This is a genomic window from Streptomyces showdoensis, assembly GCF_039535475.1.
GTDB classification, from domain to species: Bacteria; Actinomycetota; Actinomycetes; order Streptomycetales; family Streptomycetaceae; genus Streptomyces; species Streptomyces showdoensis.
The window spans coordinates 390,334-409,420 of record NZ_BAAAXG010000026.1; the positions used below are offsets into that span (position 1 = coordinate 390,334).

The window sequence follows — 19,087 nt, forward strand, 5'->3', positions numbered from 1 at the left end:
TTTCCGCAGGCACGGCAGAGCCGTTGCGAGAGTCCGGGAAAGGGCCCGGGAGAACTCGGAAAGGGGAAACGCGCGCCTGCGGGGCTGGGGCGGCCCGGGCGCGGGGAAAAGGACGGCGGCGAAAGAGGGCCGACGAGCGCGCGGGCTGCGTCAGCTACAGAGAATGTCGGCGACCGCGTGTCCGGTCACGCCGAAGAGCGCCAGCTCAAGGGCGGCGCGATCGGAAACGGCGTGGCGGGGCGACATGCCGAGAAATATGAATGAACGCCCGAACGATGTCAACGCGCATATCCGCATTTCCGAGACGCCCGTCTCACATTCCGGACGGACGCCCTCGTGAAGGAACATCAACTCCCGGGGTGGACCCACGGGTTGGGGCGGCACTTGATGCCGTCGATGTCCAGGGACTTCGTCTGCTGCTGCATCACGGGGGCGAGTGCTCCCGGAGTGCGGCAGCTCACATGGCTGTGCCCGAGCCGGTGCCCGACCTCGTGGTTGATGAGCATCTGGCGGTAGGCGTGCATCGCCTTCGGGCCGAAGGTCGCCGACCCCTGCGCCCAGCGGAAGGCGTTGATCATCACGCGCTCGGTGGAGGCGGAGTCGCAGGACACGTTGTCGATGGTGGTGTCCAGACCGGACTTCCGGCACCACTCGCCGGTGGTCCCCGGGCTGGCCAGGGTGATCACGAACTGCGGATCGCCGCTGGAGATCCGCTCGAAGGTCATCTCGCCGTTCCCGGCCCAGCTGCGCCGGTCGTTGAGGGTCTTCTGCACGGCCTGCGCGAAGAGCGCCCCGTCGAGGGGCAGGCCCTTCTCCACGTCGACCCGGTAACGGATCTTGCGGCCCTTGCCGGGCGCCCGGTCGAAGCCGGGGACGGCCGCGAACTCCACCGACCCCTTCAGATGCGGGTCGATCGGGAACTGCCGGGCCATCAGCTGCTCGTACGAGGGCGGCGCGGCCGGCGCCGGGGGCGGCTTCGCCGGCGTGTCCCGGTCGTCGGAGCGGGACGCCTGGTGCGCGGCGTCGGCCCGGTCCACGGCGTCGTCGGCCGGACGGGACTGCGGCGTCCCGTCCTTGCCGCGCTCGGCGACCTGGCCGGCCACGACGATCGCGAGGACGGTGGTGATGGCCGCCGCGGCGATGCCCGTGAGGGTGCGGCCGAGCCCTCCGGCCCGGACCGCCTGCCGTTTGCGCGCCCGCGTGACGGGCCCGGCCGGCACGGCCCGCTCCCCCGCGGCGGGGGCCTCACGGCGCGGCGCGGGGATGAACGGGGCCGCGGGCGCGGCGGGCGGGTACGGGTAGCGCGCGGCCGGCGCGGCCTGCTCCTCGTGGACCGGGTGCCCCCCGCGGACGAAGGGGTCGCCGGGCGTGTCGTACGGGTCCTGGTAGCGCGGGGTGCCGTGCACCGGCGTGTCGTACGCACCGGGCGCCTGCGGGGGCTGCTGCCCCGCGCCCCTCCTGCGTCGCCCCGTCCCCGGCCCCGGCCCCGCGGCCTCCCCCTGCCCGGTGTCGGCCACCGGCGCGGCGGGCCCCTTGCGACTATGTCGTCCCACGGTCCGGCTCAGCTCCCGCCCTCGGCCGACGCCACTTCGCCGGCATCGGTGATCAGCTCCCGCACCGCGGCGGCGACCGTCTCCGGATACTCCATCATCGCCACGTGCCCGGCCTCCGGGAGCGTGAGCAGCCGCGAACCGCGGAACGTCGCGGCGGCCCGCCGCGCCATCCGGTACGAGACGAGCTGGTCGCGCCCGCCGTAGACGAGCAGCGTCGGGGCGAGCACCCGCTCCGCCTGCCGCCACAGACCGTGCTGGCCGCCCAGCGTGTAGGCGTCGACGATGCCGCGCGAGGAGCGGGCCATCGCGTCCCAGAAGTACGGCAGCTCCAGGCGCCGCTCCATCTCCTCGACGGCGTGCCGGAAGCCCTCGTCGCTGACCCGGCCGGGGTCCCCGTAACAGAGCGACAGCACTCCGCGGACCCGCTGCTCGGCCGTCCACCCCTGGGTGAGGCGGGCGAACAGCGGGGCGATGCCCGGCAGCGCGAGCAGCGCGGTCGGCCAGGCGGTCTTCTGGGCGCGCAGCTCGGGCAGCGCCGGGGAGACCAGGGTCAGGGTGCGGACCAGGTCGGGCCGGACCGCGGCGACCCGGGTGGCGACGGCGCCGCCCAGCGAGTTGCCGATCAGGTGCACGGGCCCGCGGCCGCCGGCGTCCAGGAGCCGGATGACCGCCCGGGCGTGTCCCGTCACGGAGTAGTTGCCGTCGTCCGGCGGCGGCGAGTCGCCGAAGCCCGGCAGGTCGAGCGCCTCGCCGTCGACGAGGTCGGCGAGCAGCGGCATCAGGGCCGACCAGTTCTGCGAGGAGCCGCCGAGGCCGTGCACGTACAGAGCGGGCGGCAGGCCGGGGCTCGTGCCGGGCCGGGCGCGCACGGTCAGCGTGAGTCCGGGCAGTGCGACGGAGCGCAGCTCCTCGCCGTCGGCGACCCGGACGGCGCGCGACCGGGTCGCGGGCGATGCGGCGGTCCGGGTTTCCGGCAGCTCGGTCGAGGACATGGCAGCGATATTACGAGACGATCACGCCCGGGCGCGTGTGGGTGGCGTCACAGGATCGGGTGCGGCGGGCCCGGGGAGCTCCTACGCTCGAAGGAGAGGGCCTCGGACCGGACCCGTCAGGACCCGTCAGGAGCCGCGGACCCCGCTTGTTCCGGAAGGAACCGCATGACTGCCGACCCGACCGAGCCGGACACATTCGCCGAGGAAGAGGACGTCGTGCTCGACGAGGAGATCCCCGAGGCAGACGCCGCCGAACAGCACACCGAACTCCAGCAGCACGAGGACGAACCGCTCGACCACCTGGCGCACGAGTCGGCGAACGACGCGGACGCCGTCGAGCAGGCCCGGGTGGTCACACTGGACGAGGACGACTACCGCTGACCACCGCCGGCCGGTGCCGACCGCGGCGGAGCACGGGGCCGGACGTCGCCCGAAAAGGCGTATCGACGGGCGGCTCCCCGCTGTTTTGTTCGCTTCGATGGTGAATCCGCTCTCGCCCTGGGCGTCCGGTCCGTGAAATTCTGCGTCCGCACCGCGCACAGCCGGGTTACCCAAAAGTACGATGGCGGCGCGACGCCAATGCGCGCATGGATCGATCTTTGGAGGCGGCGTGAGCGCCATCGAGCAGACAGAGGCAGCACGCCCTCGGGGCACGCGCCTGCCGCGCCGTGCCCGACGCAACCAGCTGCTCGGCGCGGCCCAGGAGGTGTTCGTCGCCCAGGGGTACCACTCGGCCGCCATGGACGACATCGCCGAGCGGGCCGGGGTCAGCAAGCCGGTCCTCTACCAGCACTTCCCGGGCAAGCTGGAGCTCTACCTCGCCCTGCTCGACCAGCACTGCGAGTCCCTGCTCCTGTCGGTGCGGACGGCCCTGGCCTCCACCTCGGACAACAAGCTCCGCGTGGCCGCCACCATGGACGCCTACTTCGCGTACGTGGAGGACGAGGGCGGCGCCTTCCGCCTCGTCTTCGAGTCCGACCTCACCAACGAGCCGGCCGTGCGCGAGCGCGTCGACCGGGTGAGCCTGCAGTGCGCCGAGGCGATCTCCGACGTCATCGCCGAGGACACCGGCCTGTCGAAGGACGAGTCCATGCTGCTGGCCGTCGCCCTCGGCGGCGTCTCCCAGGTCGTCGCCCGCTACTGGCTCTCCAGCGAGTCCCCGGTCCCCCGCGACAAGGCGGTGGCGCTGCTGACCTCGCTCGCCTGGCGCGGCATCGCCGGCTTCCCGCTGCACCCGGTGGACGGCCAGCTCACCGCCGAGGGCCACTGACCCGGTCCGGCCCGCGGCGCGCCGTCTGTTCGCTCCTGGCGTGCGGCGGCTGAGCCGTACGCGTCGCCTCACCGGGCTAATGTGTGCAGCGTACGGCGCGGTACCACGCGCACAGCTGACCGTTCGGAGGGACATAGCCGTGGAGGTCAAGATCGGCGTGCAGTACGCGCCCCGGGAGATCGTTCTGGAGAGCGGGCAGTCCGCCGAGGAGGTCGAGCGCGCGGTGGCCGACGCGCTGGCCGGCAAGGCGCAGCTGCTCAGCCTGACGGACGAGAAGGGCCGCAAGGTCCTCGTGCCGGCCGACAAGATCGCGTACGTCGAGCTCGGTGAGCCCGAGGTCCGCCGGGTGGGCTTCGGCGCGCTCTGAGCGGCATGTGATCGGCACGTGAACGGCGGAAGGCCCGGTGGACCAGGTCCACCGGGCCTTTCGTATGCCCACGTCAGGGGGTACGGGAGGATTGTCTTCCGGGTCCGCCGGGTAGGACGGCTGTGACCGAACTGCCCGCCCCGCACCGCACGCGAGGTGATCCGCCGTGTTCCTGGAAGCTCTCGGTTCCGCCCTGCTCGGCTTCGCCCTGGCCTGGGCCGCCGCGCTCCGGCTGCCCGACCGCCTCCCCGCGCGGGGCGGTGTCCTCGTCACGGGCACGCTCGGCGCCGTCTTCGGCGCCCTGGTGACCCACGGGGCCCTGGGCCCCGGCCACTTCCTGGCCACCCTGTTCGGCGCGGTCGCGGTGGCGGCGGTGCTGCTCTCGCTGCTGGTCCGCCCGGCCTCCCGGCGCCTGCGGCGATCAGCCGCGGCGGGCTGACCGGGGCGGCGGAGCGGCCCCGGTCCCGACCCGCCGGAGCGGCCTAGGCCGCCAGGCCCAGCGCGGCCATCCGCTTGGTGTGCGCCTCGGTGATCCGGGAGAACATCCGGCCGACCTCGGCCAGGTCGAAGCCCGCGGCCATCCCGTCCACGCCGCCGACCAGCATCGTCGACAGCGCGTCCCGCTCGGCCACCACGCGCTGGGCCTGCGAGAGCGCCTCGCCCATCAGCCGGCGGGCCCAGAGGGCGAGCCGGCCGCCGACGCGGGGGTCGGCCTCGATCGAGGCGCGGACCTTCTCGACGGCGAAGTTGCCGTGGCCGGTGTCGTCGAGCACGGACAGCACCAGGCCTCGGGTGTCGGAGTCGAGGCGGACCGCGACCTCGCGGTAGAAGTCGCTCGCGATCGAGTCGCCCACGTAGGCCTTGACCAGGCCCTCCAGCCAGTCCGACGGCGCGGTCAGGCGGTGGAAGTCGTCCAGCGCCTTGGCGAACGGCTCCATCGCGGAGGTCGGCTCGGCGTCCACGGCGGCGAGCCGGTCGCGCAGCCGCTCGAAGTGGTGGAACTCGGCGGAGGCCATCTTCGCCAGCTCCGCCTTGTCCGCGAGGGTCGGCGCCAGCTTGGCGTCCTCGGCGAGCCGCTCGAAGGCGGCCAGCTCGCCGTAGGCGAGGGCGCCGAGCAGGTCGATCACGGCGGCGCGGTACTGCGGCACGGCGGAGGCCGTGGCCCAGTCCTGGGCGGCGATACCGGTGGGTGTGGCGTTGTCGGGCGTCTCCATGAAGCGCACAATAGCCCGCTCCCGTGTCCCGCCCGGGCGCTGGTCAGCGACTGTGACCGTGGCCTCGTCGGGAATTCTCCCGACACACATGCGCGATTCCGGGGTACAGTGGTAATGCGCCTGCTGAGTATGCGGACATGCTTTCGCACGTTCGGACGTACCCGGTGGGCCGACTCATGAATGAGGATGCCCGGTCGGTGGCCCGATCGGCTCCGGCCCGACAGCCCTTCCGGCGCACCCGCCGAGGGGTCCCTCAAGCGGCACGACGCTCGAGCGACGGCAGTGGTCCCGCGCCACCCGGTCATGGCCTTCGAGGCCTGACCGGAAGTGATCCGGCACGGTACGACCCCCAGCGTTCGCCTCGCGCCGCGTCTCACAGAAGAGGCAGTTCCCTGACTACGTTCCGAGAACTCGGGATCCTTCCCGAGACCGCCGAGGCCCTGGAAGCCGTCGGCATCGTTTCCCCCTTTCCGATCCAGGAGATGACCCTTCCGGTCGCCCTCTCGGGCACCGACGTCATCGGCCAGGCCAAGACCGGCACGGGCAAGACCCTCGGTTTCGGCCTCCCCATCCTGGAGCGCGTGACGGTCCCCGCGGACGTCGAGGCCGGCCGGGCGACGCCCGAGCAGCTGACCGACGCCCCGCAGGCGCTCGTCGTCGTCCCCACCCGTGAGCTGTGCCAGCAGGTCACCAACGACCTGCTGACCGCCGGCAAGGTGCGCAACGTGCGCGTCCTCGCCATCTACGGCGGCCGCGCGTACGAGCCGCAGGTCGAGGCGCTGAAGAAGGGCGTCGACGTGATCGTCGGCACCCCCGGCCGCCTGCTCGACCTGGCCGGCCAGCGCAAGCTGGACCTCTCCCACGTCAGGGCCCTGGTCCTGGACGAGGCCGACGAGATGCTCGACCTGGGCTTCCTGCCCGACGTCGAGAAGATCATCAACATGCTTCCGGCGAAGCGCCAGACCATGCTGTTCTCGGCGACCATGCCGGGCGCGGTCATCGGCCTGGCCCGCCGCTACATGTCGAAGCCCACGCACATCCGCGCCACCGCGCCGGACGACCAGGGCGCGACCCACGCGAACATCACGCAGCGCGTCTACCGCGCCCACTCCATGGACAAGCCGGAGATGGTCTCGCGCATCCTGCAGGCCCGTGGCCGCGGACTCGCGATGATCTTCTGCCGCACCAAGCGCACGGCGGCCGACATCGCCGAGCAGCTGGAGCGCCGCGGCTTCGCCTCCGGCGCGGTCCACGGCGACCTCGGCCAGGGCGCCCGCGAGCAGGCGCTGCGCGCCTTCCGCAACGGCAAGGTCGACGTGCTCGTCGCCACCGACGTGGCCGCCCGCGGCATCGACGTCGAGGGCGTCACCCACGTCATCAACTACCAGTCCCCCGAGGACGAGAAGACCTACCTGCACCGCATCGGCCGCACCGGCCGCGCGGGCGCGAGCGGTACGGCGATCACGCTGGTCGACTGGGACGACATCCCGCGCTGGCAGCTGATCAACAAGGCGCTCGAGCTGGACTTCAACGACCCGGTCGAGACCTACTCCAGCTCCCCGCACCTCTACACCGAGCTGGACATCCCCGAGGGCACCAAGGGCATCCTGCCGCGCGCCGAGCGGACCCGTGCGGGTCTGGACGCCGAGGAGCTCGAGGACCTGGGCGAGCCGGGTGGCCGCCGGGCCCGCGGCCCGCGCCAGGACCGCCAGGAGAAGACCGAGGAGCGCCCGGCGCGCACCCGGACCCCGCGCCAGCGCCGCCGTACCCGTGGCGGCTCGGACGCCCCGGCCGCCGAGGCGCAGGCCGTGACGCCGGCCGCCGCACCGGTCGAGGCCCCGTCCGCCGAGGCCGGCGCCGCCGCCGAGCCCGCCGGTCCGCGCACCCCGCGCCGCCGTCGCCGCACCCGCGCCACGGGCCAGACCGACGTGCCGGTCGCCGGTGCCGCCGCGGCGCCGCAGGCCCCTGCCGCCGAGCCGGAGGCCGCTCCGGCCGAGGCCCGGGTCGCCGAGGTCCGCACCGAGCCGGCCCCGGCCGCCAAGGCCCCGGTCACGACGGCCCCGGTCACGACGGCCCCGGTCACGACGGCTCCGGTCACGACGGCCCCCGCCGCGACGGTTCCGGCCGCCGAGTTCAAGGCCGCCGAGGCTCCCGCCGAGGCGAAGCCGCGCCGCCGCCGTGGCCGTGGCGGGCGCACGGAGGCCGCCGCTCCGGTGGCCGCCGCTGCCGCCGCTCCGGTCGAGGCCCCGGCCACGGCCCCGCGTCGGCGCCGGGTCCGCCCGCGTCCGGTCGAGGACACGGTGACGTTCCAGACGGTCGAGACGGCCGCCGCGGAGCTCGCCGCCGGCCGCCGGACCGCCTCGGTCCCGGCCCAGACGGCCGAGGAGCCCAAGGCCCCGGTCGCCGAGGAGCCCAAGGCGCCCCGCCGCCGCGTGACCCGCAAGGCCACCGCCTCGGCGGAGACCGCGGTCCCGGCCCAGGCCGCCGAGCCCGTCGTCGCCGCTCCTGCGGCCCCGTCCGCCGAGCCGGTCGCCGCCGCCCCGGTGGCCGAGGCCGCCGTGCCGGCGCAGACCTCGTCGTCCCCGGCCCCGCGGGCCCGTCGCCGTGCCACCCGGCCGGCCACGAGCACGGTCACGGCGACCACCGAGGCCCCCGTGGCCCCGGAGGCCCCCGCGGCTCCCGTCGAGGAGGCTGCCGCGCCCCGGCCGCGCCGTCGTGCGACCCGCAAGGCGTCCAGCCCGGTCACGTCCACCCCGGTGGTCGAGGCCGTCGTGGTGATCGGGACCCCGAAGACCACGGTCGCCCCGGTCGTCGAGGCCCCCGCCGTCGAGACCCCGGCGGCCCCGGCCGTCGAGGCCCCCGTCGTCGAGGCCGAGGCGCCGAAGGCCCCGCGCAAGCGCGCCGTCAGGAAGGCCGTCGCGACCGCGGAGACCGCGGAGACCGCCGAGGCCCCCAAGGCGCCGCGCAAGCGGGCCGCCAAGAAGGCCGTCGCCGAGCCGGCCGCGGAGGCGGTCGCCGTCGAGACGCCCGCCGAGGCCCCGAAGACGCCGCGCAAGCGGACCGTCAAGAAGGCCGTCGCCGAGCCGGCCGCCGAGAGCACCGCCGTCGAGGCGGCCGAGGCCCCGAAGGCCCCGCGCAAGCGGGCCGCCAAGAAGGCCGTCGCCGCCGTGGCGCCGGACGCCTCGGAGCCGAAGACGCCGGCCCGTCGGCGCACGACGAAGAAGGCGGCCGAGGCGGCCGTCGCCGAGCCGGCCGCAGAGGCCCCGAAGACGCCGCGCAAGCGCGCCGTCAAGAAGGCCGTCGCCGCGCCGGAGGCGTAGCAACGGGCAGCGCCGCGGCCCGGTCCCTCCTCGTCGAGGGGCCGGGCCGCGGCGCGTTCGGGGGCGGTTACAGTCCCTGTATGAGCAAGCCCCGCTCCCTGGCGCTGCCGCCCCGCACCCGTGCGTACCGACTGACGACCGCGCGCGGCTCCTTCGCCGTCCTCGACACGGTCCCCGAAGGCGCGCCGCGCGGCACCGCCCTGCTGCTGCCCGGATTCACCGGCAGCAAGGAGGACTTCCTGGCCCTGCTGGGCCCGCTGAGCGAGGCCGGTTACCGCGCGGTGGCCGTCGACGGGCGCGGCCAGCACGAGACCCCGGGTCCGCGCGGCCGGGCCGCGTACCGGCGCAAGGCGCTGGCGCTGGACGCCGTGGCGCAGGCGGCGGCGCTCGGCGACGGTCCGGTGCACCTGCTGGGCCACTCGTTCGGCGGACTGGTGGCCCGCGCGGCGGCCGGACTCGCGCCGGACGCGTTCCGCTCGCTGACGCTGCTGTCCTCGGGGCCGGGCCGGGTAGCGCGCTCCCAGCGGGCGCGGGTCCGGGCGCTGCGCGCGGCGCTCGCGCTGCTGTCGAAGGAGCGGGTGTGGCGGGCGACCCGGTGGCTGGACAGCCGGGGCGAGGAGCCGGGCGCGTCCGATCCGCCGGAGATCGTGGGCTTCCTGCGGCGGCGCTGGATGCGCACCCGGATCGCCCAGCTGGCGGGCGCGGGCCGGCTGCTGACCGGCGATCCGGACGGTACGGCCGCGCTGGCGGCGCTGCCGTTGCCGCTGCACCTCGCGTACGGGGACGAGGAGACGGTCTGGCCGGTGCCGGAGCTGGCCGCCGCCGCGGCCCGCACGGGCGCGCACCACACGGTGGTGGCGGGCGCGGGCCACTCCCCCAACGTGTCGCACCCGCAGGAGCTCGCGGACCGGCTGACCGCCTTCTGGGACCGGGCGGCGCAGGTCAGTACTGCGTCTGGAGGTGCTGCCAGAAGCCGTCGCGCAGCGCGCGGCGCAGCGCGGCGTGGCCCCGCAGCGAGCGGCTGAGCAGCCGTTCCGCCACGACCAGGAGTTCCTGGTCGACGGGGCCGGGCAGGTAGGGGTGTCCCGGGAGGAGTTCGGCGAGCTGGTCGCGGCCGCGTTCGGCGAGCCAGGTGGCCGCGATCTGGGCGCCGATGAAGCGCACCTCCTCGCGTGAGGGCGGCGGCTCGCCCTCGTTCTCGTACATCGTGACGGGCTTGCGCGTGACGTAGGGGCGGCAGAAGTCGAGCTCGAAGGTGCGCTGGCTGTCGACCTCCCAGAGCAGCGGTTCGGCCTGGTTGCGTCCCTCGGCGGCCTCGATGCCCCACAGGTGGACGCGGGCTCCGTAGCCCTGGGCGGCCTCGACGGCGGAGACCAGGTCCTCGTCGCCGCCGACCAGGGCGGCGTCGCTGATGGCGCGGTGGCGGGCGAGGGACTCCAGGTCGGAGCGGATGAGGGAGTCGACGCCCTTCTGCTGGTTGTTGGCGTTGAGGTTGCCGAGGCGGACCTTGACGTCGGGGAGCTCGGCGATGGTCTGCTGCTCCGGGGTGTGGATGCGGCGGCGGGCGCCGTCGTACCAGTAGACGCGCAGCAGCCTGCTGTCCGCGAAGATCGTGCGGGCGGTGTCGATGAAGGCCTCGATCAGGCCCTCGGCGTCGAGGTCGAAGGAGCGCCGGTCCTCGGTTCCCGCCACCAGCAACCCGGCCGCAGCATAGACGTAACCTGCGTCGACGAAGATGGCGTGGGTGGAGGGGGTCTTCGCCACCTCGGCCAGCATCCGCTGCAGGAGCTCGTTGGTGCGCTCCAGGCGGGCTTCGAGCGCGTCCGTCCCGTCCCTCCCCACCGGCACGTAGTTAGTCATCCGAAAAATTTCCTTAGCGTAGGGAATGTTTGCAGGATGCACATCGTTGGACCGTACGTAAGACAGTTCTCCTCCAGGAGGAACACCTCAGACGAAGGGAGAAGCCCATGCGCTTCGAAATCCTGCGACTCGACGACATCGACGGTACGCCCGTCGACCGGACCGTCGTGGACGCCGCCTCCGTCAACCGGATCGTGCAGCAGGCCGCCGCAATCGGTCAGCGCATCTGGATCCGCCCGGCCGAGACCTCGGCCTCGTAACCCGTAGAGCGCACCGCGCCCCCGCATGGACTCCGCAGAGCGGAATCCGTACGGGGGCGCAGTGGTGTCCGGGGGGCGTCAGGCGCCCTGGATGACCTGGGTGACGCCGTTGATGATCTGCTGCACGGCGATGGCCGAGAGCATCATGCCGGCGAGCCGGGTCACCAGGACCACGCCGCCGTCCTTGATGACCCGGATGATCAGCAGCGAGTAGCGCATGGTCAGCCAGAGCACGACGTGCATGGCGGCGATGGCGGCCCAGACGGAGACCTGGGAGGCCACGGTGTCGGCGTGCTGCACCGCGAGGATGACCGACACGATGGCGCCGGGCCCGGCGAGCAGCGGCATGCCCAGCGGGACGAGCGCGACGTTGACGTCCTTGGTCTGCTTGGGCTCGTCGGTCTTGCCGGTGAGCAGGTCGAGCGCGATCAGCAGCAGGAGCAGACCGCCCGCGATCATCAGCGCGGGGACGGAGACGTGCAGATAGGCCAGGATCTGCTGGCCGAGGATGCCGAAGACGGTGATGACGCCGAAGGCGACGGCCACGGCCTGCCAGGCCATGCGCCGCTGGACCTTGGCGGCGCGGCCGGAGGTGAGGGCGAGGAAGATCGGGGTGATCCCGGGGGGATCCATGATCACGAAGAGGGTGAGGAACAGCGAGCCGAAGACGGCGACGTCGAACACGGTGATGGGCCTTGCGGGAAAGGGGCGTACAAGAACATCCGGAACTGGGGGTTCCGGAGAGAGGGCAGGAGGATGCCCCACGGGGGCCGGGGCCCCGGGGAGGAAGGACCGGGCCCGGGAAGACCGGCCGCACGGGTCCGGACCCGCCCCGAAGGGCAGGACCGCCGCGGGACCGGAGGGGGCCGGGCCGGAGACGACCGGGCCCGGGAGGGCCGGGCCGGAGAAGAACCTAGGCGCGTCCGCCCGCGCCCGGGACCGGGAACGCTCCCGTGGCCCGGCGGGTGATCTCGCCGTAGATCTCGGGGTCGGTCGTACAGTCCCCGAGGCCGCAGGTCTTGCGGCTGCCGTGGTAGTCGCTGGAGCCGGTGGTCAGCAGACCGAGCTCGCCCGCCAGACCGCGCAGCCGGGCCCGGGTGGGCAGGTCGTGGTCCATGTGGTCGACCTCGATGCCGTCGAGACCGGCCTCGGCGAGCTTGGCGATCGCGGACTCGGGCACGCACTCGCCGCGCTTGACGGCGAGCGGGTGGGCGAAGACGGTGACCCCGCCGGCCGCCTTGACCAGGCGTATCGCCTCGACCGGGTCCAGCTCGTGCTTCTCGACGTGGGCCCGGCCGCCGTCGGCCAGCCACTCGGACGTGAAGGCACCGGAGACGTCGGGCACGACACCGAGCTCGACCAGCGCCTCCGCGACGTGCGGGCGGCCCACGGAGCCGTCGCCGGCGATCCGGGCGACCTGCTCCCAGGTGACGGGGACGCCGAGCTCCCGGAGCTTGCCGACCATCGCCCGCGCGCGCGGCACGCGGTCGTCGCGCACCAGCTCGCGCTCGGCGGCGAAGGCGGGCTCCTCGGGGTCGAAGAGGTAGGCCAGCATGTGCAGGCTCACGCCGTCCAGCCGGCAGGAGAGCTCGGCCCCGGTGACCAGGGTGAGCCCCTCGGGCAGCGCGGCGACGGCCTCCGCGTACCCGCGCGTGGTGTCGTGGTCGGTCAGCGCGACCACGTCGAGCCCCGCGGCGGCGGCGTTGCGCACCAGCTCGGCCGGGGTGTCCGTACCGTCCGAAGCCGTGGAGTGGGTGTGCAGATCGATGCGCACGACGCGTGACTCCAGGGACTCGGGGCGGACTGAGGGAACGCTCAAGGATAGCGGGCGATTCGAACAATTCCGTACGGAGTCCGAAAAGTGGTCACCCCTTACGTGAGCAGCCTCGGCGTCAGCGCCCCGCAGGGCAGCAGCTCCACCTCCGAGCCCGCGTCCCGCAGATCGGTCAGGACCAGCTCGTCGTACATCAGCAGCCCGGACTGCTCGGGCCAGACGATGGCCCACAGCCACAGCCCGCGCGCCTCGCCCGCGAAGACCGCGCGGTCCTGCGGGGCGCCGGTGACGTGCCAGAGCGGGGTCGGCCGGCCGGCGGCGAGCACCTTCACCTGGGGTGGCTTGTCGATCGCCATCCCGGCGCCGGGGTCGGGTCCGTCGATGCCCGCGTACCGCGCGCCGAGCCCGACGCCGAGCTCCTCGGCCACGAGGAGCAGCTCCCCGATGCCGCCGAGCGGGCCGGGGCCGGAACAGGCGACGGCGGTGGCGCGTCCGCCGCTGCGGTCGTCACCGGCGTACGCGACCCCGGTGAACAGCCATCCGACGGGCAGGGGCCACGGCATCCAGACCGGCACGTGGGCCCGGTGCACCACGACACCGAGGGCCTCGACGCTGGGCGGGATCACGGGCTGCAGCGGGTGCACCGAGCCATGCACGTCGCACTGCCAGGAGTCGGCAAAGAGACCGGGCGCCCTGACCCGGCCACCGCACTTCGGGCAACTGGGTTCGCCCCTCATAGGGCTCAACGGTCCTACCACCGGGGCCCCGCGTCAAGGACGATCACCGACGATCACCCGTCCGGCCCGAGTCGTTCACCCTCGGTCGTGCTCGTGCGTCGCCCGAGCACGTTCGGCCACCGCATCACGGCCGTCGAGCCCGCCCCCGCGGTCGGCGACGGGAGCGGCCACGGCGCGCGGAAGCGGTTCGCCGGGCACCGGACCCGGCGCCCGGGACTCAGTCCAGCGTGACCGACCTGCGCAGCGGATCGCGCAGATCCGTTCCGTTGGCCAGCCACCGCTCCTCCAGGGCCTGCGCCCCGTGCACCCGCTTCCAGGCCGCCTCGTTCGCGGTCATCGGCAACAGTGGCAGGAAGCGGACCGGGTCCATCGGCTCGTCGAGGTCCAGGTCCTCCACGAGGCCGCCCGACTCGGCGACCAGGACCGAGCCGAAGGGGGCGCCCGGCCACAGCGGCTCGCCCACGTCGAGCGAGGCGCCGGGGGCCACGACCACGCCCTCGACCTGCGGGGTGGCGGCCAGCACCGCGAGCGGGCGGAGCACCTTGTCGGTGTCGGCGAGCCCGAGCCGTACCGAGAGGACCAGTTCGGCGCGCGGGCCCTTCACCGGGTCGGCGAGCACGGCGGTCGGATCGGCCATCGGCTGGGCGGACATGCCCAGGGTCGCGTAGCGCACCAGACCGGCGCCGGCGTCGACGAAGCGCAGGACCTCGATGCGATCGGTGCCGAGGAAGGTGACCGCCGCCCGCGCGTCCGGCTCACCGAGGGCCGTGCGGAGCCGGGCCTCGACCAGAGCAAGAATTTCTCCCATGCGGCGAGCATAAAGCGCGTATGGAACGGGCAAAGTAAGGGATTGACCCTCAGTCGGCTGATAGTCTTGGCCACTGGTCGGGATTCCCGACTGCTCGTCACACGTCATCCCTCACGAGGGACCGGCCGGAGGAGGTGGGACTGCGGTGGATCGAAGTCGATCGGGCAGTACCAAGCGCTCTTCCGCCCCGCACCCCAGCCCGGTGCGTTCCTCCCTCCGGTGACGCGGGCCCCGTTCGGGCCCCTCCTCTCCGGCATCTCGCACGACGGAAGAGCACCTCTCTTTGCCTGTCTGTAGCGAACGCCGTCATCGCGACCGTTCGGTGCCGCCCGCTTTGTGGACGACGTAGCACCACGTCCCCATTCCGGGCTGCGCCATGCTCGCCGACGGCCTCTCCGTGAAGGAGCATGCCCATGTCGATGATCCGTGACCTGCGCGCCGCCGTCCGCCCCTCCCTGCGGCACCCCCTCCGCAAGACCGACACCGCCTCCCCGTACGCCAACTACGACGCCACCCGCGACCCCACGGCCGCCACCGCCGTCGTCGACTGCGCCGTCTACCGCGACGGGCGCCGGGTGGACGACCACGCGTGCCTCACGCCGCGCGGCGCGATGCGCCAGGTACGGGACAGCGGCGGCTTCGCCTGGATCGGCCTGCACGAGCCGACCGAGTCCGAATTCGCCGGTATCGCCGCCGAGTTCGGGCTCCACCCGCTCGCCGTCGAGGACGCCGTCCACGCCCACCAGCGGCCGAAGCTGGAGCGGTACGACGACACCCTCTTCACCGTCTTCAAGACGATCCACTACGTCGAGCACGCCGAACTCACGGCCACCAGCGAGGTCGTCGAGACCGGCGAGGTCATGTGCTTCACCGGCCCCGACTTCGTCATCACCGTCCGGCACGGCGGCCAGGGCTCGCTGCGCAACCTCCGGCACCGCCTCCAGGGCGAGCCCGAGCTGCTCGCCAAGGGCCCCTCGGCCGTGCTGCACGCCATCGCGGACCACGTCGTCGACGGCTACATCGCGGTCGCCGACGCCGTCGAACTCGACATCGACCAGATCGAGATCGACGTCTTCTCACCGCCCGCCAAGGGCTCCACCCGCGGCACCGACACCGGCCGGATCTACCAGCTCAAGCGCGAGGTACTGGAGTTCAAGCGGGCCGTCACGCCGCTGCTGCGCCCGATGCAGCTGCTCAGCGAGCGCCCGATGCGGCTGGTCGACCCCGACATCCAGAAGTACTTCCGGGACGTCGCCGACCACCTCGCGCGCGTCCAGGAGCAGGTCGTCGGCTTCGACGAGCTGCTGAACTCGATCCTCCAGGCCAACCTGGCGCAGGCGACCGTCGCGCAGAACGAGGACATGCGCAAGATCACCTCGTGGGCGGCGATCGTCGCCGTCCCGACGGCGGTCTGCGGCGTGTACGGCATGAACTTCGACCACATGCCGGAGCTGCACTGGAAGTACGGCTACCCGATGGTGCTGGTGGGCATCGCCGCCATCTGTTTCACCATCCACCGCACCCTCAAGCGCAACGGCTGGCTGTAGCGCCGGCCGCGCTCGGTAGGCTGCGGGGCATGACAGACGCGCTGCTCGGGTCCGCCCTCGTCGAGGAGGCCACCAAGAAGTCCGGCCTCATCTGGGTACGGGGCGAGGCCGCGGCCGCCCGTGCGCTCTGGCACATCTGGCTCGACGGCGCCGCGCTGGTCGTCGGCGACGGGCCCGGCGAGCAGCCGCTGCCCGGCCTGGTGGACGGCGGCACGGCCGAGGTCACCGTCCGCAGCAAGGACAAGGGCGGCCGGATCGTCGCCTGGACCGCCGCGGTGAGCGAGCTCGCCCCGCGCGGCGAGGCCTGGGAGGCGGCGGTCGCCGAACTGAAGGGCAAGCGGCTGAACGCGCACGACGGCGAGGCGATGCCCGAGCGCTGGGCGCGCGAGTGCCGGGTGGTGCGCCTGGAGCCCCGCTCCTCGACCACGGACCTGCCGGACGGCTCCCTGGCCACCGCCCCGCTGCCGTCCCCGGTGCTCACCCGCCGCCCGATCCCGGCGGGCCTGCCGAAGCTGCTCCTGAAGCGCCGCAAGCGCAAGGGCTAGGTCGCGCCTCAGGTGCGCGGCAGCTGCTTGCCGTAGTCCAGGGTCTGGTTCTTCGACGGGGCGGCGAGCGGGAAGTCCTTGTCCCACTCGGAGAGCATCACCACGCCCGCGCCGCCGCCGCGCGCGAAGCGCAGCGGGAACGGGGTGCCCTCCAGGGACACGTCGAGCGAGCCGCCCTCGGCGTCCTCGCCGCCCCTGACGTTGACGGTGCGGATGCCGCCGATCTTGTCGCGGTCGCCCTTGAGGACGTCGCCGTGCAGCCCGATCAGCCCGTCGAGCAGCAGGTCCATGTCGGTGAAGCCGCGCAGCTGCTTGTAGGCGGGGTCGTCCTGCGGGACCTTCACGTACATGTCGTCGAGCTTGTCGGCCGCCTCGGAACCGGCGTCCGAGGGCGGTTCGGTGGAGGCGTCGTCGTGCGTCCAGAAGCCCGCGTCGGCCTTCATGTAGAGCGCGTCGCCGACCCGCAGCAGCTCGAAGGTGCTGTTCTTCGTGGTCACGGAGCCGCTCGCGCCGTCCTGCTTGAGCCGCATGTTCAGCTTGTACGTGCCGCCCTTGCTGACCAGCGTGCCCGCGAGGCGCACCGCCCTGGCGCCGTCGGCGGCCGACTGGGCCTTCTCCTCGATGGCGGTCGCGGACAGCTTGCCCACGCCGTTGGTCCCCTCGTCCGGGTCGGCGGCGCAGGCGCCCAGCGAGGCCGCCAGGCCGGCGCAGAGCGCCAGGGGCAGGGCGGCCGTGCGGATGCGCGAGGACGGGGGGCGAACGGTCACCGAGGCTGCCTCTCGTGTCGGTGGGGGGACGCGCCCGGGGGCGCCGGTTGCCGGTGGGGACGGCAGACCGCAGCGTACCCGGGCCGGGTGAAGACGCCGCAGGCAGCCGGACGGGCGCTCTGCCGGAGCGCCTCGCAACGGCACGGGCTAGCCTGAACCAGGCAAAGCTGGAAATCGACCCGAATCGTGCGGCACCCAGGAGGCGCGTGGCATGGCGGCAGGCGCCCCCCGGATCTTCGTCTCGCACCTCGCCGGGGTCCCGGTGTTCGACCCCGTGGGCGACCAGGTCGGCCGGGTCAGCGACTTGGTGGCCATGCTGCGGGTGGGCCGCCGCCCGCCGCGGCTGCTCGGCATGGTCGTGGAGGTGCTCTCCCGGCGCCGGGTGTTCGTGCCGATGACCCGGATCACCGGGGTCGAGTCCGGCCAGGTCATCACCACCGGCGTGGTCAACATGCGCCGCTTCGAGCAGCGCCCGACCGAGCGCCTGGTCCTCGGCGAGCTCCTGGACCGGCGGGTGCGGCTGGTCGGGCCGCAGGGCGAGGAGGGCGAGGAGGTCACCGTCCTCGACGTGGCCATCCAGCAGCTGCCGGCCCGCCGCGACTGGGAGATCGACAAGGTCTTCGTCCGGCGCGGCAAGGGCGGGGCGCTGCGCCGCAAGGGCGAGACGCTGACCGTGGAGTGGTCCGCCGTCACCGGCTTCTCCCTGGAGGAGCACGGCCAGGGCGCCGAGAACCTGGTGGCCACCTTCGAGAAGCTGCGCCCCGCCGACCTCGCCAACGTGCTCCACCACCTCTCCCCCAAGCGCCGCGCGGAGGTCGCCGCGGCCCTCGACGACGACCGGCTCGCCGACGTCCTGGAGGAGCTGCCGGAGGACGACCAGATCGAGATCCTGGGCAAGCTGAAGGAGGAGCGGGCCGCCGACGTCCTGGAGGCGATGGACCCGGACGACGCGGCCGACCTGCTCTCCGAGCTCCCGGAGGAGGACAAGGAGCGGCTGCTGACGCTGATGCAGCCGGACGACGCGGCGGACGTGCGCCGGCTCATGTCGTACGAGGAGCGGACCGCGGGCGGTCTGATGACCACCGAGCCGATCGTGCTGCGTCCGGACGCCACGGTCGCGGACGCCCTGGCCCGGGTGCGCCAGCAGGACCTGTCCCCCGCGCTGGCGGCGCAGGTGTACGTGTGCCGGCCGCCGGACGAGACGCCGACGGGCAAGTACCTGGGCACGGTGCACTTCCAGCGGCTGCTGCGGGACCCGCCGTTCACGCTGGTCTCCTCGCTCGTCGACAGCGATCTGCCGCCGCTCGGCCCGGACACCCCGCTGCCGGCCGTGACCAGCTACTTCGCCGCGTACAACCTGGTCGCGGCGCCGGTGGTGGACGAGAGCGGTTCGCTGCTGGGGGCGGTGACCGTGGACGACGTGCTCGACCACCTGCTGCCGGACGACTGGCGGGAGACGGAGTTCCACGAGGAGGGGGTGCACGGTGGCTGAGCGCACACAGGAGCGGGAGCGGGATCGCGAGCGGGAGCGGCCGCTGCCCCGGATCCGGCTGGACCAGCCGCGGGTGCGGCGGCCCCGGTTCCTGCCCGAGTACGACCCGGAGGCCTTCGGGCGCATGTCGGAGCGGATCGCGCGCTTCCTGGGGACGGGGCGGTTCATCGTCTGGATGACGGTGATCATCATCGCCTGGGTGGTGTGGAACGTCTCCGCGCCGGACTCGCTGCGCTTCGACAACTACCCGTTCATCTTCCTGACCCTGATGCTGTCGCTCCAGGCCTCCTACGCGGCCCCGCTGATCCTGCTCGCGCAGAACCGGCAGGACGACCGGGACCGGGTCAACCTCGAACAGGACCGGAAGCAGAACGAGCGCTCGATCGCGGACACCGAGTACCTGACCCGGGAGATCGCCGCGCTGCGGATGGGCCTGGGCGAGGTGGCGACCCGCGACTGGATGCGTTCGGAGCTCCAGGACCTGCTGAAGGAGCTGGAGGAGCGGCGGGAGGAGCGCGACGGTCTATTCCCGTCGGAGGGCGCGCGCGGGAGTGACGTACCCGACCGTTGACAGGGCTTTC

At 73.4% G+C, this 19,087-nt stretch carries 21 protein-coding genes; 11 read left to right on the forward strand and 10 right to left on the reverse strand.

Annotated features, from left to right (window positions below):
* Positions 1-150: 150 nt before the first annotated feature.
* From ABD981_RS14255 to ABD981_RS14265, 3 genes are read right to left on the reverse strand one after another with little or no spacing between them, the layout of a single operon-like run.
* On the reverse strand, positions 151-348 hold the full coding sequence (locus ABD981_RS14255) for an Ms4533A family Cys-rich leader peptide (protein WP_046910964.1): 198 nt from the start codon (positions 346-348) through the stop codon (positions 151-153).
* Positions 348-1,553: a DUF3152 domain-containing protein gene (locus tag ABD981_RS14260; RefSeq protein ID WP_046910963.1), complete on the reverse strand. Its 1,206-nt coding sequence runs from the start codon at positions 1,551-1,553 to the stop codon at positions 348-350. Before ABD981_RS14260 ends, ABD981_RS14255 begins: the two co-directional genes overlap by 1 nt.
* A gap of 8 nt (positions 1,554-1,561) precedes the next feature.
* The gene (locus ABD981_RS14265; protein WP_046910962.1) at positions 1,562-2,545 is read right to left on the reverse strand and encodes an alpha/beta fold hydrolase; all 984 of its coding nucleotides are present in this window, start codon (positions 2,543-2,545) and stop codon (positions 1,562-1,564) included.
* Positions 2,546-2,710: 165 nt separating this feature from the next.
* Here ABD981_RS14265 and ABD981_RS14270 point away from each other — a divergent pair, with 165 nt between their 5' ends.
* The 4 genes from ABD981_RS14270 (at position 2,711) to ABD981_RS14285 (ending at position 4,621) form a co-directional block, all read left to right on the forward strand.
* Entirely contained in the window at positions 2,711-2,926 is a 216-nt protein-coding gene (locus ABD981_RS14270) for a hypothetical protein (protein WP_046910961.1), read from the forward strand.
* Between the two features lie 229 nt (positions 2,927-3,155).
* Positions 3,156-3,815 (forward strand): TetR/AcrR family transcriptional regulator, encoded by a 660-nt coding sequence (locus ABD981_RS14275; RefSeq protein WP_046910960.1) that lies wholly within the window; start codon positions 3,156-3,158, stop codon positions 3,813-3,815.
* A gap of 139 nt (positions 3,816-3,954) precedes the next feature.
* Positions 3,955-4,182 (forward strand): DUF3107 domain-containing protein, encoded by a 228-nt coding sequence (locus ABD981_RS14280; RefSeq protein ID WP_046910959.1) that lies wholly within the window; start codon positions 3,955-3,957, stop codon positions 4,180-4,182.
* Between the two features lie 166 nt (positions 4,183-4,348).
* Positions 4,349-4,621, forward strand: coding sequence for a hypothetical protein (locus tag ABD981_RS14285; protein WP_046910958.1), 273 nt, complete (start codon positions 4,349-4,351; stop codon positions 4,619-4,621).
* A gap of 43 nt (positions 4,622-4,664) precedes the next feature.
* On the opposite strand, the gene ABD981_RS14290 is transcribed toward ABD981_RS14285, so the two are convergent.
* Positions 4,665-5,396, reverse strand: coding sequence for a ferritin-like fold-containing protein (locus ABD981_RS14290; RefSeq protein ID WP_046910989.1), 732 nt, complete (start codon positions 5,394-5,396; stop codon positions 4,665-4,667).
* A 482-nt stretch (positions 5,397-5,878) separates the two neighbouring features.
* Between ABD981_RS14290 and ABD981_RS14295 the strand changes: the two genes are divergently transcribed.
* Both ABD981_RS14295 and ABD981_RS14300 read left to right on the forward strand, forming a co-directional pair.
* The gene (locus tag ABD981_RS14295; RefSeq protein ID WP_345529383.1) at positions 5,879-8,716 is read left to right on the forward strand and encodes a DEAD/DEAH box helicase; all 2,838 of its coding nucleotides are present in this window, start codon (positions 5,879-5,881) and stop codon (positions 8,714-8,716) included.
* 80 nt (positions 8,717-8,796) lie between these two features.
* Positions 8,797-9,741: an alpha/beta hydrolase gene (locus ABD981_RS14300; protein WP_123955164.1), complete on the forward strand. Its 945-nt coding sequence runs from the start codon at positions 8,797-8,799 to the stop codon at positions 9,739-9,741.
* On the opposite strand, the gene ABD981_RS14305 is transcribed toward ABD981_RS14300, so the two are convergent.
* Entirely contained in the window at positions 9,659-10,576 is a 918-nt protein-coding gene (locus tag ABD981_RS14305; protein ID WP_046911621.1) for an NYN domain-containing protein, read from the reverse strand. The genes ABD981_RS14300 and ABD981_RS14305 overlap by 83 nt on opposite strands.
* A gap of 107 nt (positions 10,577-10,683) precedes the next feature.
* Between ABD981_RS14305 and ABD981_RS14310 the strand changes: the two genes are divergently transcribed.
* Positions 10,684-10,836, forward strand: coding sequence for a hypothetical protein (locus tag ABD981_RS14310; protein WP_086823662.1), 153 nt, complete (start codon positions 10,684-10,686; stop codon positions 10,834-10,836).
* A 78-nt stretch (positions 10,837-10,914) separates the two neighbouring features.
* Here the strand turns inward: ABD981_RS14310 and ABD981_RS14315 are convergent, their stop codons facing one another.
* The 4 genes from ABD981_RS14315 to ABD981_RS14330 form a co-directional block, all read right to left on the reverse strand.
* Positions 10,915-11,520 carry a MarC family protein gene (locus tag ABD981_RS14315; protein ID WP_046911622.1) on the reverse strand — a complete coding sequence of 202 codons (606 nt, stop codon included), beginning with the start codon at positions 11,518-11,520 and terminating at the stop codon, positions 10,915-10,917.
* 229 nt (positions 11,521-11,749) lie between these two features.
* The gene (locus ABD981_RS14320; protein ID WP_046911623.1) at positions 11,750-12,610 is read right to left on the reverse strand and encodes a PHP domain-containing protein; all 861 of its coding nucleotides are present in this window, start codon (positions 12,608-12,610) and stop codon (positions 11,750-11,752) included.
* A 98-nt stretch (positions 12,611-12,708) separates the two neighbouring features.
* Positions 12,709-13,347: a DUF6758 family protein gene (locus tag ABD981_RS14325; protein WP_046911624.1), complete on the reverse strand. Its 639-nt coding sequence runs from the start codon at positions 13,345-13,347 to the stop codon at positions 12,709-12,711.
* Positions 13,348-13,564: 217 nt separating this feature from the next.
* Positions 13,565-14,155, reverse strand: a complete 591-nt coding sequence (locus ABD981_RS14330) for a suppressor of fused domain protein (RefSeq protein WP_046911625.1) — start codon at positions 14,153-14,155, stop codon at positions 13,565-13,567.
* 413 nt (positions 14,156-14,568) lie between these two features.
* On the opposite strand from ABD981_RS14330, the gene ABD981_RS14335 reads away from it, so the two are divergent.
* Together ABD981_RS14335 and ABD981_RS14340 are read left to right on the forward strand one after the other, a co-directional pair.
* Positions 14,569-15,702 carry a magnesium and cobalt transport protein CorA gene (locus tag ABD981_RS14335; RefSeq protein ID WP_046911626.1) on the forward strand — a complete coding sequence of 378 codons (1,134 nt, stop codon included), beginning with the start codon at positions 14,569-14,571 and terminating at the stop codon, positions 15,700-15,702.
* 29 nt (positions 15,703-15,731) lie between these two features.
* Positions 15,732-16,247 carry a hypothetical protein gene (locus tag ABD981_RS14340; protein WP_046911627.1) on the forward strand — a complete coding sequence of 172 codons (516 nt, stop codon included), beginning with the start codon at positions 15,732-15,734 and terminating at the stop codon, positions 16,245-16,247.
* Between the two features lie 8 nt (positions 16,248-16,255).
* On the opposite strand, the gene ABD981_RS14345 is transcribed toward ABD981_RS14340, so the two are convergent.
* On the reverse strand, positions 16,256-17,014 hold the full coding sequence (locus ABD981_RS14345) for a hypothetical protein (RefSeq protein WP_046911628.1): 759 nt from the start codon (positions 17,012-17,014) through the stop codon (positions 16,256-16,258).
* 211 nt (positions 17,015-17,225) lie between these two features.
* Here ABD981_RS14345 and ABD981_RS14350 point away from each other — a divergent pair, with 211 nt between their 5' ends.
* The gene (locus ABD981_RS14350) at positions 17,226-18,506 is read left to right on the forward strand and encodes a magnesium transporter MgtE N-terminal domain-containing protein (protein ID WP_046911629.1); all 1,281 of its coding nucleotides are present in this window, start codon (positions 17,226-17,228) and stop codon (positions 18,504-18,506) included.
* Positions 18,499-19,077, forward strand: a complete 579-nt coding sequence (locus ABD981_RS14355) for a DUF1003 domain-containing protein (RefSeq protein ID WP_046911630.1) — start codon at positions 18,499-18,501, stop codon at positions 19,075-19,077. The genes ABD981_RS14350 and ABD981_RS14355 overlap by 8 nt, the downstream gene beginning before the upstream one ends.
* The last annotated feature ends 10 nt before the right edge of the window (positions 19,078-19,087 follow it).

Coding starts and splice junctions, on each gene's coding strand:
- ABD981_RS14255 (WP_046910964.1), bottom strand. CDS start 348: ATGTTCCTTCACGAGGGCGTCCGTCCGGAATGTGAGACGGGCGTCTCG.
- ABD981_RS14265 (WP_046910962.1), bottom strand. CDS start 2,545: ATGTCCTCGACCGAGCTGCCGGAAACCCGGACCGCCGCATCGCCCGCG.
- ABD981_RS14270 (WP_046910961.1), top strand. CDS start 2,711: ATGACTGCCGACCCGACCGAGCCGGACACATTCGCCGAGGAAGAGGAC.
- ABD981_RS14290 (WP_046910989.1), bottom strand. CDS start 5,396: ATGGAGACGCCCGACAACGCCACACCCACCGGTATCGCCGCCCAGGAC.
- ABD981_RS14295 (WP_345529383.1), top strand. CDS start 5,879: ATGACCCTTCCGGTCGCCCTCTCGGGCACCGACGTCATCGGCCAGGCC.
- ABD981_RS14300 (WP_123955164.1), top strand. CDS start 8,797: ATGAGCAAGCCCCGCTCCCTGGCGCTGCCGCCCCGCACCCGTGCGTAC.
- ABD981_RS14305 (WP_046911621.1), bottom strand. CDS start 10,576: ATGACTAACTACGTGCCGGTGGGGAGGGACGGGACGGACGCGCTCGAA.
- ABD981_RS14310 (WP_086823662.1), top strand. CDS start 10,684: ATGCGCTTCGAAATCCTGCGACTCGACGACATCGACGGTACGCCCGTC.
- ABD981_RS14325 (WP_046911624.1), bottom strand. CDS start 13,347: ATGAGGGGCGAACCCAGTTGCCCGAAGTGCGGTGGCCGGGTCAGGGCG.
- ABD981_RS14330 (WP_046911625.1), bottom strand. CDS start 14,155: ATGGGAGAAATTCTTGCTCTGGTCGAGGCCCGGCTCCGCACGGCCCTC.
- ABD981_RS14335 (WP_046911626.1), top strand. CDS start 14,569: ATGTCGATGATCCGTGACCTGCGCGCCGCCGTCCGCCCCTCCCTGCGG.
- ABD981_RS14340 (WP_046911627.1), top strand. CDS start 15,732: ATGACAGACGCGCTGCTCGGGTCCGCCCTCGTCGAGGAGGCCACCAAG.
- ABD981_RS14350 (WP_046911629.1), top strand. CDS start 17,226: ATGGCGGCAGGCGCCCCCCGGATCTTCGTCTCGCACCTCGCCGGGGTC.